General features: G+C 51.7%; 10 protein-coding genes. 8 read left to right on the top strand and 2 right to left on the bottom strand.

What is annotated here, in order from left to right:
- Nucleotides 1-23: 23 nt before the first annotated feature.
- From M0L20_RS02440 to M0L20_RS02405, 8 genes are all read left to right on the top strand, one after another.
- Complete coding sequence (locus M0L20_RS02440) at nt 24-563, top strand: hypothetical protein (RefSeq protein ID WP_248475465.1); 540 nt, start codon at nt 24-26, stop codon at nt 561-563.
- Nucleotides 564-845: 282 nt separating this feature from the next.
- Entirely contained in the window at nt 846-1,967 is a 1,122-nt protein-coding gene (locus tag M0L20_RS02435; protein WP_248475463.1) for a hypothetical protein, read from the top strand.
- A 210-nt stretch (nt 1,968-2,177) separates the two neighbouring features.
- A complete protein-coding gene (locus tag M0L20_RS02430) occupies nt 2,178-4,406 on the top strand; it encodes a TonB-dependent receptor family protein (protein ID WP_248475461.1) in 2,229 nt (742 codons plus the stop codon).
- A 91-nt stretch (nt 4,407-4,497) separates the two neighbouring features.
- Complete coding sequence (locus tag M0L20_RS02425; protein WP_232559233.1) at nt 4,498-5,394, top strand: hypothetical protein; 897 nt, start codon at nt 4,498-4,500, stop codon at nt 5,392-5,394.
- A gap of 16 nt (nt 5,395-5,410) precedes the next feature.
- Nucleotides 5,411-6,958, top strand: coding sequence for a vanadium-dependent haloperoxidase (locus M0L20_RS02420; protein WP_248475459.1), 1,548 nt, complete (start codon nt 5,411-5,413; stop codon nt 6,956-6,958).
- Nucleotides 6,959-7,145: 187 nt separating this feature from the next.
- Nucleotides 7,146-8,066, top strand: a complete 921-nt coding sequence (locus M0L20_RS02415; protein ID WP_232559231.1) for a hypothetical protein — start codon at nt 7,146-7,148, stop codon at nt 8,064-8,066.
- Nucleotides 8,067-8,120: 54 nt separating this feature from the next.
- On the top strand, nt 8,121-9,605 hold the full coding sequence (locus M0L20_RS02410; protein ID WP_248475458.1) for a phosphatase PAP2 family protein: 1,485 nt from the start codon (nt 8,121-8,123) through the stop codon (nt 9,603-9,605).
- 382 nt (nt 9,606-9,987) lie between these two features.
- Nucleotides 9,988-12,042, top strand: coding sequence for an alpha-1,4-glucan--maltose-1-phosphate maltosyltransferase (locus tag M0L20_RS02405; protein ID WP_248476593.1), 2,055 nt, complete (start codon nt 9,988-9,990; stop codon nt 12,040-12,042).
- A gap of 64 nt (nt 12,043-12,106) precedes the next feature.
- On the opposite strand, the gene M0L20_RS02400 is transcribed toward M0L20_RS02405, so the two are convergent.
- The gene (locus M0L20_RS02400) at nt 12,107-13,168 is read right to left on the bottom strand and encodes a M28 family metallopeptidase (protein WP_248475457.1); all 1,062 of its coding nucleotides are present in this window, start codon (nt 13,166-13,168) and stop codon (nt 12,107-12,109) included.
- A 116-nt stretch (nt 13,169-13,284) separates the two neighbouring features.
- Nucleotides 13,285-14,520, bottom strand: coding sequence for a M16 family metallopeptidase (locus M0L20_RS02395; RefSeq protein WP_248475455.1), 1,236 nt, complete (start codon nt 14,518-14,520; stop codon nt 13,285-13,287).
- Between the last annotated feature and the right edge of the window lie 18 nt (nt 14,521-14,538).

Genomic DNA, 14,538 nt, shown 5'->3' with positions numbered 1-14,538 from the left:
GAGATAAATTTACTTTCTAGCAGGTGAAGAAAGTCGTCTCAATCGGTCTCTTTGTTTTACTACTGTACCACACACTGGCTTATGTGCTTGTGTGCATCGGTACGTGGTGGCAGGCTGAGCACGACTTATCCGAACGACTACTGGTTTATCGATCGGTTGATAGTATCGTTGAATTCCAGATTCCGCTCAAAGACAAACCCGACGAAAGCACGCTGGCGAATACCACATCGGATGGATTTACGTACCGGGGGCATTATTACAGTGTGGTGAGTCTGGAAATCCGGGGCGACACCCTGCACATTGCTGGTCTGGAAGCGGAAGGGCGCTCCTTCTGGCAAAGCGACTTGCTTTCGTTTCTGAACGACCATATTTCGGGTACGACAGATTCTAATCATAAAGCCAATCAGCTGCTCAAATTCTTGTTGAAAGAATACTCGCCCAATCCGCGAGCCATTTTTAGTTTCCTTTCTCCTGTATGGCGCGAGGCTGTTCGCATTCCCGACACATTATTTGTGTTTGCGGCTCGTGCGCTGCCCGTTCACTCACCCCCGCCAGAAATCTAGGTTCCTGAATGATTTTACAGTGTGTTTTCAGTAAATTCTACTGATCCGTTGGCTATGCTTACATCTGTGGCATCTGGACAGCGGTCGTAGGTTCTGCCCGTCGGTTTGTTGGCCTCTAAATCGCTGGTACGAATCCTCGCACACTGTAATCTATCCATTTTTGTCGTTGCTGGTAATGCCTTGTGTCACGGGTGTACGCGCTTTTGTGCGTCCAGTTGATGCATTGCTTGTCGACAATTGTCAATCAACTTATTCACACAGGATCAACCTAGATCTTTCTCAATGAAAACGATTTCTACTATCGTTCTAGCGGTAGCCTATACACTATTTTCAGCTGAATCCAGCCGGGCGCAGGGTTGCGTCGCCGTGCGGCATATGAGTTGCGCGGCTCCGGCAGGAATGAACTCAGCCGACTTTTTCAAACAACGTAATGGACACTGGCAAGTATCAGCCGGTTACCGTTTCTTCCGCTCGTACAAACACTTCGTCGGTGATGTCGAGCAGAAACATCGTGTCGAGCAAGGGACACAGGTAATCAACGTGTCGCATGCCCTTGACCTGGGCATAACGTATCTGGTCAACCATCGGCTGTCCTTTTCGGCGAATCTGCCGATTCAGTACAACGATCGTTCGTCGCTTTATGAACATTATGGGAACGCAGTAGCCCAGAATCCTGAGCAAAAGCGGTTTCATACGGGTTCCCAGGGGATCGGAGACCTGCGGATTTCCGGAAGCTACTGGGTGATTAATCCGGCCAAGTTACCCAAAGCGAATCTTGCTGTGGGCCTTGGCATTAAGCTGCCAACGGGAAATTATCAGGCGACCGATGATTTTCACAAGCTGACGAAAGAAGGCACCGATTATACCATCAATAAACCAGTTGACCAATCGATTCAGCTTGGCGATGGGGGAGTCGGAGCGAGTGTTGAGCTTCAGGGGTATGCGCAGCTAACAAAAACGCTGACCGCTTACGCAAACGGTTTTTACCTGTTTAACCCGCGCGAAACCAATGGCGTTGTCCGTAGTCCTGAATCGACAACTGTCGATCTGGTGACGGGTACGTTCTCGGTGGCCGACCAGTTTGCCGCTCGTCTTGGCTTGAGTCAATCGCTGGGCTTTGTTCCCGGATTGTCCGTCATGCTGGGCGGTCGGGTAGAAGGCGTTCCGGCGATGGACGCCATCGGTGGTAGCTCTGGCTTCCGGCGGCCCGGTTATATCGTTTCCGTTGAGCCAGGACTGGCTTATATGCGTCACAAAACATCGGTAGCGGCTACAGTACCTATCGCTATTTACCGGAACCGGATCAAGAGTTATGCTGATCGGTTAGATCCACTGGGACAGAAGCACGGCGATGCCGCCTTCGCTGATTACCTGGTATCGATCAACATATCGCGTTGGTTTTAAGGACAATATACAAGAGTTTACTTTTTCTATTCACGCTGTTCGGGAGGACGAAGATCGGACACCGCTGTGTTCGATCTTCCACTCTTACATCCATGGTTGCTTTATTGAGCGACATGACGTGACTTCATCTTTGGCATCCTTTGGCGTATTGCCCAGTAGGATCTCAGTGATCGGATGATTGAATAGCTTCTTTTAACAGTACAGCCTAAAATGAAGAAATCACAAATAAGAATTGATTACGCATTGATAATAGCGATGGTCACTCTGGCAGGGCAGCTATACGCGCAAAAAATGACTAACAAAGGGGAAGCTGGCAACAAGCCCGTTTCTGATTCGTTGCCCACCCGTACCCTGAGTCAGGTGACGGTTAAGGGAGTAAAGCCAGTTGTCGTAGAATCACTGCCCGAAGTCTACGGCACGTATCTGATGGGTGGTAAGCGGAGCGAAGTGATCAAGCTAGCTGATGTGGACGCAAACGTAGCTGAGAAGACGCCCCGGCAGGTATTTGCCCGGATTCCGGGTGTGTTTGTGTACGATATGGATGGAACAGGAAATCAAATCAATATAGCGACTCGTGGACTAGACCCACACCGTTCCTGGGAGAATAACATTCGGCAGAATGGAGTAATCACCAATTCGGATATGTACGGTTACCCAGCCAGTCATTACTCAGCCCCGATGGAAAGCATCGAACGGGTTGAATTCGTGCGTGGAACCGCTTCACTACAGTACGGAGCACAATTTGGAGGGATGCTAAACTACGTAACCAAACGAGCCGATAGTACACGGCGTTTTGGGTTTGAAACGGTTAACTCTGTTGGGTCGTATGGCTTGTTGAGCACGTATAACGCCATCGGTGGTCGGGTCGGAAAATGGACTTACTACGCGTACTACTACCGTCGTCATTCGGATGGATACCGGCAAAATAGCCGGTCAGATGCCGAAGCGCAATTAGGGCGGTTGCATTACCAGGCTAATGAGCGGTTGGGAATAACGGCGGAGGTGGGACGCTCTACCTACACCTACCAGATTCCGGGGCCGCTAACCGATGCCATGTTTGCGCAAGACCCGCGCCAGTCGACCCGAAGCCGGAATTATTTTAACCCGGATATTTACGTACCGTCGATCAAAGTAGACTGGCAGCTATCGGATCGGACCCGGTTGCTCTGGACGACTTCGGCGGTGCTGGGCGCTCGTAACAGCGTACAACTGGATGCATTTGCGACCGTACCCGACACCATCAACCGCGCTACGGGACAATACAGAGCCCGTCAGGTTGATATCGACAATTTTCACAGCTACACAACCGAAGTACGCCTGATACATCAGTACCAACTTGGTAACGTCAATGCAACCGCGGCTGCGGGCGTTCAGCTGATTAGCACGGATTTACACCGACGTCAGCAGGGCGCAGGAACGACAGCCAGTGATTTCGATTTTACGCTGACCAGTCCGTTTCGTCGTGACCTGCATTTCCGGACCAAAAACCTGGCGGCATTTGCCGAAAGCCAGTTTCACCTGACGAATCGGTTAACGGTTTCACCGGGTATTCGGATCGAAAACGGCCAGACCGAAATGCGCGGTACGATTACGTACTACCAGCCCGAAAATCTGCCGACCGACATCAGCCACAAATTTGCTTTGTTGGGCGTCAACGCTCAGTACCGTATCAACGATGCCGTGAAAGTGTACGGTGGCTGGGCGCAGGCTTACCGTCCTGTTATCTTCAAAGACATTATTCCTACATCGGTTTACGAACGGATTGACAAGAATCTGAAAGACGCGTATGGCTACAATGCGGAAGTCGGTATCGAAGGCCGTTGGCAAGGGTTACACCTGAATCTGACGGTTTTTGATCTGTTGTACCGCAACCGTCTAGGAACGCTGTTGCTGACCAACACGGACGGTACGAACTATATTTTCCGTACAAACATTGGTGACAGCCGCAGCACAGGTGTCGAAGCGCTTATCGAAGCCCAGCTGCTCCGCACGGAGAAGATACTGATCAGTGGTTTCACGTCAACGGCTTATAACAACGCCCGCTATCTGAACGGTCAGGTGTCGGCGGGTACCGAGAACCGGGCGGTTAAAGGGAATCAGGTAGAGTCGGCACCGCGTTGGACCAGCCGCAACGGCGTCACAGCGCGTTACGGTTCCGCCAGTCTAACCCTGCAATACAGTTACGTGAGTGAAACGTTCTCCGACGCGCTGAATACGCCAACCGCATCAGCGAACGGAGCTGTTGGACCCGTGCCCTCGTATGCGCTGGTCGATCTGAACGGCACCTGGCGCATCGGTCGTCAACTCACCCTGCGTGGCAGTGTTAACAACCTCTTAAACAAGCAATACTTTACCAAACGTCCTACATTTTACCCTGGACCGGGCGTATGGCCTTCCGACGGTCGGAGTGCGGTGTTGACGGTTGGCCTTACCATCTAATGTTTTAAAACCAGCTGTTCAGGATCTTATTCCAACGTATCCACCGACCAAATCGATGAGTCCTGAACAGCTCCTTTGTTAACCGATGACTATGAAAAAGAATCTACAGTACCTGGCGCTGGCATTGCTGCTCATGCCTTTCGCCGTTCGGGCGCAGATGCCACACGACGCTATCTACATGGGGAAGAACTCGGTTTGTGTGGCCGCCATGTACGGACATAGCTCCTGGAATAACTACTGGGAGAATACACTCAAACGCGAAAACTTCAATATTGGTACCCATACAACCCAAAGTGCCATGATCATGCCCGCTATCGGAATTAGCAAGCGGGTAAACGTGATTTTGAGCTTACCCTACGTCTGGACGAGCGCCAGCGCGGGTAATCTGATGGGGCAGCGGGGTATTCAGGATATATCGGCCTGGTTAAAAGTAAAAGCGTTTGTTGCCGGTGGGTTTTCGCTGCATGGTATTGTCGGCGCATCCGTTCCACTGGGTGGCTATGTTCCTGATTTCATGCCCATGTCGATTGGGTTGCAATGCCGTACCGCTACCGCGCGCTTACTAGCCAACTACAAACACCCATCGACGGGCCTGTATCTGACGGCGCACGGCAGCTACGGATGGCGGAGTAACATTAAGCTCGACCGCGATTCGTACCTCGCCGACGAACGTCTTTACAACACCAATCAGGTGAAAATGCCTAACGTTTACGATGCAGCGGTTCGCCTGGGTGTCCTGCGGAAAGGGTGGCAAACCGAAGTATGGGCGGAGCGTACCGCCTGCCTGAGTGGCGACAACATTCGTCGGAACGATATGCCTTTCCCAACAAACAACATGCAGGCTACATCGGTGGGCTGGTACGGTAAGTTTCAACCCCGGAATGTTGGGGTTAACGCCCGGGTCGGTTACGTCGTCGATGGACTGAACGTAGGACAGAGCACCAGCTATACCGTTGGGCTACTGTATCAAATCAATTTTAGGAAATAATTCAGCCGTACAAACCATGAAAAAGTTAAATCAATTTTTACTAATTACGAGTGTTGCCGCTGGTTTGTCGACAGCATTTTTGTCGTGCGACAAAGGCATCGATGAGCCACAGGTTCAGGCTTATACACCCGCTAATCTTGACGAAAAAGCAAGTAACTGGAAAACATACGTACTGGCATCACCCGCTGATATAGTTGTGGACGCACCCAAAGCGGTGGGGTCTACTGAATATCAGGCTGAACTGGCCAGTTTAAAACAAAAAACGACCAACCTGACAGCCAGCCAGCAGGATGCCGTAACCTACTGGGGAGCCGGTGCCGTGTATCGCTGGAACGAAATCGGGCGTGAATTGTGCGCTCGTTACAATATTCCACCTGCTTCGACAGCCGATGGAAAATATCCCGTACCGGACGCGGCCAACCCGCTGGCGGACCCAAGGTTTCCGTTTGCGAATCCACCGTATTCGGCTCGTGCTCTGGCTTATTTGAGCGTAGCGCAGTACGACGCCCTGGTATCGACCTGGTATTACAAATACAAGTACAACCGGATTTCGCCCGATAAAGCGGATGCTTCCATCAAACCGTTGCTGGCTACGTCGGCTCTCCCATCGTACCCATCCGAAGATGCGGTTGTGGCTACGGCTTCGGTGGTTATTCTGAAAGCCATGTTTCCCGGCGAAGTAGCCTATCTGGATGCTAAACTGGCCGAGCATCGCAACAGCCGTCTGTGGGCGGGTGTGAACGTCGAGAGTGATCTGACCGCCGGTGAGGCACTCGGTACGGCTGTAGCGGCAAAAATAATGGGTCGGGCCAAAGCCGATGGGATGAGCACGTCGAACAACCAGACCGTGACGGCGGGGATGATTCAGGCGGCCAAAGAGCGTGGACTCAAAGATGTCTGGGTAAGTCAGGAGAGTCCGGCACGTCCACCGATGTTGCCCAATTACGGCTCGGTTCAGACCTGGAATTTTGACAAGAAAACCTTGGTCAGCATGCGCCCACCCGCACCACCGGAGCTGAACAGTGCCGAATACAACACTGATTTTTCGGAGTTGAGCAAGATTAACAAAAGCCAAACCCGCGAACAGGCTCGTGTTGCGAACTTCTGGTCTGATGGTCCGGGCAGTTACACCCCTCCTGGTCACTGGCACCGCACGGCGGCCAACGCAGGCCATGATGCAAAATACAGCGAAGTTCGCATGGCGCGTATGCTGGCGTTGCTGGGTACGACCGAAATGGACGCTGCCATCGGTTGCTGGGAAGCAAAGTACTACTACTATTATCCTCGTCCGCAACAATTCGGTATGAAAACATCGGTCGGGCTGCCCAACTTTCCTTCGTACCCATCCGGCCACTCGACCTTCTCGGGCGCAGCCGCTACGGTGTTAGCCTATATTTTTCCTGATAAGGCCGATGAATTTAAGGCACAGGCCAACGAGGCATCTTTGTCGCGGATATATGGCTTGATTCACTATCGGTTCGATTCCGAAAAAGGGGTAGACCACGGCAATGCGATTGGCGCTTACGCCATCGCTCGTGGCAAAGCTGACGGATCAGGATTGTAAGAGTTTAAAGAGTTTATCATAGGTTAATCGTAGTTCCCGGTTGCGTTGCGGCCGGGAACTATTGTTTTAGGCCGTACACGACTTGTCTATTCCTGGCGTTACTAACGAAGACCGCAGACACAGAATCACCAACTTTAATGGGAAGGATGCTAGCGAACGGCTACCTTTACCCGCCTAAAGCAGAACTATGCGATTTTTACCAGTCCCTGTTATTGCGCTTGTCTGGCTGTGTTTTGCCCGGCCAACCCACGCTCAAGGCTTGATCGACGGCTTTATGCGGGGAGACCGAAAAGCAAACCTAGCCCTGACCTATTCGCAGGAAACGTACGATTCTTATTACATCAACAAAACCGAAACGCGGGACCCAAATTTGGGAACAGTGACGACGCAGGCGCTGAACGTGTACGGTAGTTTCGGATTGGGCTACGATCTGGATCTGATCGTGTCGGCCCCTTACATTCGGTCGGAGTCTAGCGCTGGGTATCGACAAAAGCAGGAAGGGTTTCAGGATGTGTCGGCTGCGTTGCGGTGGGAAGCCTACGATTACAAAATCGGTAAGGCGCGGCTTTCCTGGCTGTTTGCTCTGGGGTATTCGATGCCGTTGCAGAACTACGTCAACGACGATCTGATCGCCATCGGACGCGGTTCCCGTAATCTCGACGGACGTACCATGCTTCATTTGAAAGCGGGTACCTTTTTCCTGACCGGGCAGTACGGTTATATTCGCCGGGGGCAGGTCACGCTTGATCGGGTTGTGAATTATTACGAACCCGGACAGGTCAATCCCAACACCAGTGCCAAGATCAACGTACCCGACGTGACGGAGCTTATTGTCAGAACCGGCATTGTGACCAAACCGCTCTACATCGACGTGTGGTATCAGCAGCAGACACCGTACAAAAAGTACATCGAAGGAACGAATATCGCGCCCGGTATTCCGTTTCCGTCAAATGCGGTCGGCTTTAGCCGTGTAGGCGCTACGGTCTACCTGAAGCTGGTAGGACAGCTTGGTCTGACGGCTGGCTACGGAGCAACCATTGATGGACGTAATATTGGTAAGTCGAGCCGGGTTACCGGAGGCCTGGTCATTGGACGGATTGCCCGGTAATTACTATCTATGAACGCAACGGTTCACCGCTTTTGCGTTCGAATCTTTTCGAGAATGAATAAGTCTTTGTCCATAATGTTTCTGAGTGCGGTCCTTGTGTGGGTATCGGGTTGTAAAGAACCGATAATTGACGAGGGCATTTTGCCGTTCAGTGAACCCGCTACCGTAGATGCCGACGGTGGTAACTGGCGTACGATTGTCCTGCCATCAGCGGCTGCTATCAATGTTCCGCAACCGGATGCCGTTACATCCGATGCGTATAAAAGTGAATTTGCCCAGGTTAGGAACGGTGTGGCCAGACTGGAGCCAGAGAAAATCACGGCCATCAATTACTGGGCTGTTGGGGGTGTCAAGCGCTGGAATCAGATTGCGCGGCTGTTGGTGGCTAAGTACAATGTAGAGTCAGGTAATCCGCAGGAGGCAACGAATTCGCCTGTTAGCGCGCCATTTGCCGCCCGACTTTATGCCGCCCTCAGCGTAGCACAGTACGATGCGATGGTTGTCGCCTGGCGGGCTAAGTACCAGTATAACCGGCCATCGCTGCTGGATCAGGGGGTAACTACGCGCCTGCCCATCGCCAACGTTCCTTCGTACCCGTCGGAAGATGCTGCTATCGCCGAAGTGTCCTGCCAGATGCTGGCCTATTTCTTTCCGAACGAAACTGCCTGGCTTAAAACAAAAGCTACCGAACACAAACAAAGCCGAATTTGGAACGGAGCCAACGTACCGAGCGACATAAAAGGAGGGGAGGATCTGGGAGCCGCCGTAACCGCAAAAGTAATTGATCGGGTCAAAAATGATCGGTTCAGCGTCGCCAACGACCCGAACAACACGTGGACGAATGTACTGGCGAAAGCGCCTTATGACGTAAAATGGAGCAGCTTGTTTATTCCTGCCCGGACTCCGGTAGCCCCGCTGGCCGGAAACGTAAAAACCTGGCTTGACTCAACGGCTGTTAGAAAGAGTCTTATATCTGTACCACCAGCTACCACGTCAGCCACATTTCAGAATGATTTAAGCGAAGTGCGTACAATTGCCAGCGCGCGCACCCGCGAGCAGTCGCGTATTGCGGGAAAATGGGACGACGGTGTTGGGACGTACACCATTCCCGGCCATTGGAACCTGATCGCCGAAGAATATATCCAGCAGTACCGGCAGAACGAACTGCGGGCCGCCCGAACTTACGCGCTGGTGAACCGTGCTTTGCAGGATGGCGGTACGGCTTGCTGGGCAGCCAAGTACACTTACTTTGTACCGCGTCCTTCGCAGATCGACCCGATGATTAGAACCGCAACGATCATTCCCAACACGCCTGCTTACCCGTCTGAACAAGCCACGTTCGCATCCGCTGCTACAGCCGTTCTGCTTTATCTGTTTCCCGACGAAGCGACTGAACTGAACGCCCAGGTTACCGAAGCGACGCAGGCCGAGCTGTATAGCGGTACTGCGTATCGGTTCGCCAACGAAGAAGGATCTAGACTCGGTACAGCTGTTGGTAAACTTGCGGTCGAGTCGGCAAAAGGCGATGGCGCGAAGTAAAACAGCGCTAGGGCAGCAATGCGCCTACCCGGTTCCTCATTGAAAAGCAGGTGAACCTGATAGACGCATTGCTGAGCAGGTAATAAACCGAAGACTCTGAGCGCCTTTTTAGTGGAGAACGGGCTCTATTCCGCTCATAAGCGGGATTCTATCTTACGCATAGATCGTTTGCTGTAGTTCTATCGACGCGTAGTTTTACGAACATGATGTTTCGGTATAAGAAGCAATAGACGACGAATGCACGTTTTTTTGCAACATTCTTTACCGTTCGGGATTATTTCATAGAGGAGGTATTAACCTAGATAGACTACGAATGGAATCATCCAAAAAAAGCGCGAAAGTTTCTTCTTCACGTACGGCCAGTGCAATCGTCGCTGTGCCAATGCCAGCAGCAACCGAATCCACTTCTTTATCTGCCGCAGATTCGTTTCGTTCCGGTCAGTCGCGAGTGGTCATTGAGCATGTGTCCCCCGAAATTGACGGTGGGCGTTTTCCCATAAAAGCAGTACCAGGCGATGTTATTGCCGTCGAAGCCGACATTTTTGCGGACGGACACGATTATCTAACGGCCAAGTTGCTTTATAAGCACGCGACCGATGCCGATTGGACTGAAACCGCGATGACTTTGCTGGTCAATGACCGCTGGGGCGCGTCATTCGTCGTGGAAAAGCAAGGGCGCTATGTATATACCATTGAAGGGTGGGTCGATCACCCGGCCTCGTGGCAGCACGAAATTCACTTGAAAGTAGCCGATGGTCAGCGGATTACCAGTGAGCTATTGGCGGGCGCACAGTATCTGGATGGAATGATTCAGCGAGCGGGTGGCAAACTGCCGGGCAAAGAAAAAAAGAAAACATCGGTCTCGACCGTCGAGGAGTCAGCCGATGTTAAGTCTCTCCGCGATATGGCCGCTTTGTTTCGCGACGAAAATCGCTACGACGAAGCTGTTTCCGTTGCTGAAAGCGATCAGTTCACGTTCTTCGCGAATCGCTACCCCGAACGTCAGCATCCTACGCGCTACAGTCATGAACTCGGAATCGAAGTGGACCGGGCAAAGGCCGGATTCAGCACTTGGTATTGTTTGTTTCCGCGCTCGGCATCGCAGGCAGAAGGACCCGGTGGCGAGCCTGTCCATGGGACATTCCGGGATGTGGAAGCGTTGTTGCCCCGCATTTCACAGATGGGTTTTGATGTGTTGTACCTGCCGCCCATCCACCCGATTGGGATGGCTCACCGGAAAGGGAAAAACAACTCGGTTATTTGTCAGCCGGGCGAACCGGGTGTTCCGTACGGGATTGGTTCGTCTGAGGGTGGACACGACGCGATCCACCCTGATCTAGGTACTGTTGATGAGTTTAAGCACCTCATTGCTATTTCGGCCAACTACGGGATGGAGGTCGCTATGGACCTTGCCATTCAGTGTTCACCCGATCACCCCTGGGCCAAAGAACATCCAGAGTGGTTCAAAAAACGTCCCGACGGTACGATCCAGTACGCCGAAAACCCACCCAAAAAATACCAGGATATTTATCCGGTTTACTTCGAAACCGAAGATTGGCAAAACCTGTGGAATGAGCTAAAGCGCGTTCTGTTGGTATGGGCTTCGTGGGGGGTGCGCATCGTGCGGGTCGATAATCCACACACCAAACCATTTAGTTTCTGGGAGTGGGTTATCGCGGAGGTGAAGCGCGAGTTTCCGGACATGATCTTTCTTTCGGAAGCGTTCACAAAACCGAAAGTGATGCAGGAGTTAGCCAAACGGGGGTTTGCGCATTCGTACACCTACTACACCTGGCGCAACACAAAAGCGGAGTTGCAGGAGTACCTGACCGAGTTGACGCAGAGCGAAATGAAGCATTATTTTCGCCCCAACTTCTGGCCGACGACGCACGATATCAACCCGTATAGTCTGCAATCAGGCCATGAGCCGCAATTCCTGATTCGCTATTTTATGGCGGCAACGCTATCCAGTAATTATGGCATCTATGGTCCATCTTTCGAACTGATGGAACACGTGCCGTTCCCGAATAAGGAAGAGTACCTGAATTCCGAGAAGTACGAAATTCGGCGGTGGGACTGGAACAAAACAAACAAGCTTACGTACCTGATCACGCTTGTCAACCGGATTCGCCATGAGAACGCAGCGTTGCAAAAAACAAACAACCTGACGTTCTGCAACGCGAGTGACGATGCTATTATGGCGTATCTGAAAACGTCGGGTGATAACCGACTGCTGATCGTTGTCAATACCGATGCCTACAACCGGCGGGCCGCTACCATCCAAGTACCCATCTGGCAACTGGGTATTGCACCCGATCAGGAATACACGGTACACGATCTGCTAACGCAGGCCTATTACACCTGGCGTGGCGAATGGAACTACGTTGAGCTGGACCCCTACGCGCTGCCGATGCACCTGTTCAGAATCGAGCTGTAAGATATGTGGTGTCGGCGGGGCCGCCCGTGCGGTTTGAGAACCCGACACCACATACCCACACCGTTTACAGAGGTGGGTTGGCTAATAGCCAGGCTGTCTGAAAGACCAACGTAGCCCGTTTTTGCAAGACACCGTAATTTATCTTGTCCGCTGTATCCCAGGGGCGGTGGTAATCGGGGTGTTCACCGTCCGAAAAGAACATCACGGGTATACCGAACCGGGCAAAGTTGTAGTGGTCAGATCGGTAGAAATATTGATTTGGATCATTCTCGCTATCGTGCGCATAATCCAGGTCAATGGCGACGGATTGTTTGTTGGCCGCATCGGCGGTTTTACGCAGCATGTCGTCGTTTTTTCCCGCGATCAAATAGCAATAGTTATGATTTTTCCGGTGTTTGAAGTCCGTTCGTCCTACCATGTCTATATTCAGATCAGCAATAAATTGCTGCAAAGGAATAGGGCTATTGTTGACGAAGTGTTTCGAACCAAGTAATCCTTGTTCTTCGCCCGAAAAGAGCACGAACAGTAAGCTCCGGCGGCTTCGAATACCCTTTTGCGCTAAGCTGTCGAATAAAGAAGCGATACTCAACAGGGCCGCTGTGCCCGAGGCATTATCGTCGGCCCCGTGGTAAATCTCGTCCCCATTCTGACCCAGATGATCGTAGTGGGCAGACAGCACCAGTATCTCTTTTTTCAAATCAGTACCGATAAGAAGACCAGCTACGTTGTGTCCCATAATGACTTGACTGCTATCGTCGGTGGTCAACGGAGGAGAAATCAACTCGTACTGTTCGTATGAACTGGCGGCAAGCCCTGATCGGGCACCGAATGGCTTGATACGGCTCCGTGAATAGAAAAACGGTTGGCGTAAAGAACCCCTAAGCGAATCGAGGCTAAACACGGCGGACAAATGGCTTTGGCGAAAGGAGCGGACACAATACAGAGACGCTTCCTGTTGCCCCTTTGTACCCGTTTGACGACCTTCGAAACGCTTATCGGCTAGGGCATAAACATGGTTTTTGAGTAACGAATCCGACACCACAAGCCGGGAAAGAGCCGGTTGCGCGTGAGTTTGACGAGTAATCAGTATCAAAAAAAGTAAGAAACGTAAAGCAATTCCAGGCATAAACGGGGAGGAATAGGGCCATGTGGTGTGAAAACAGTATCAATACCCGTAAACATACAAAGGAGTCGGCTTCTGAAAACCGACTCCCCCAAAACATGCGTTGTGTTGTAAGTAACTTATTTCTCCGGTACGAACGTCAATGAACTGAACTGGCTTTCTTCGAAAACTTCCTGGGCCAGCGTTTGCAGTTCATCCGCCGTAACGGCTTTGATGTCATTGAAGATGTCGTTCAGCGCTTCTACCCGGTCGATGTCGAGCAGGCTCTTGGCCATCATCAGCATAAAGCTATTGTTGCTTTCTTCGGCCATCGCCAACTGCCCAATGAGCTGCTCCTTGGTCTGGTGAAGCTGCAAGGTGGTAAGCGGTTCTTCACGAAGACGTTTCAGCTCTTTATTGATCAAGCTATGCGCCCGGTCTACTTTCTTCGGGTCGGTGCCAAAATAAATACCCAGAAAACCTGTGTCGAGATAAGGTGTATAGCTGGCGTCGATGGAATAAACCAAGCCGTATTTCTCACGTAAGTTGAGGTTAAGCCGAGAATTCATACCCGGTCCGCCCAGCAGGTTGACAAGCATGAAAAACGGTAGTCGGCGCGGATCGGTCAAGCCATAGGCGGGCCGGCCAAGCGCGCACTGAGCCTGTGTGATGGGACGCTCTACCCGCGTATGCCGGGGAACATAATCCGTGGGCGTCTTACGCTGACGGGACGAATGCTGCGTCGGTACATCGCGAAGGTATTTTTCGGCTATTTTAATAACTTGCTTAAACGGCAGGTTGCTCACCGAAGCAAATACAATCCGGCTCGTATCATAGTTTTCTGCGATGAACCGTTGCAGGTCTTCGCGCCGGAATGAACTAACCGTTTCATTGGTACCAAGAATATTGCCCCCTAACGCATGATTTGGAAACACCAGCTCATCGAAATCGTCCTGAATCGCATCTTCCGGCGAGTCGTAATACATGGCCATTTCTTCCAGAACAACACCCCGTTCGCGCTCGATCTGTTTTTCGGGGAAGATCGAGTGAAACGTGATGTCGGCCAGCAGTTCGGCTGCCTTCTCGAAGTGAACACCCAGCACCGACGCGTGAAAACAAACTTTTTCTTTCGTTGTATACGCGTTTAATTCACCACCAACCGTTTCTAGTCGTGTGATAATGTGGTACGATTTTCGTTTCTCTGTACCTTTGAAGGCCATATGTTCCCAGAAATGGGCTAATCCCTGCTGGTGGGGTTGTTCATCGCGGCTTCCGATATCGAGCATGATCCCGCAGTGAGCGATCTGGGTATGCGGAATCTGTTTGTGAGCAATTCGGATGCCATTGGGCAGGGTATATACTTCGTAATCTTCCATTCTTAAGCAATTGACGCT

This window comes from Spirosoma liriopis, from assembly GCF_023196085.1.
Taxonomy (GTDB): Bacteria; Bacteroidota; Bacteroidia; order Cytophagales; family Spirosomataceae; genus Spirosoma; species Spirosoma oryzicola.
This window is presented reverse-complemented; position numbering and strand designations above follow the sequence as displayed.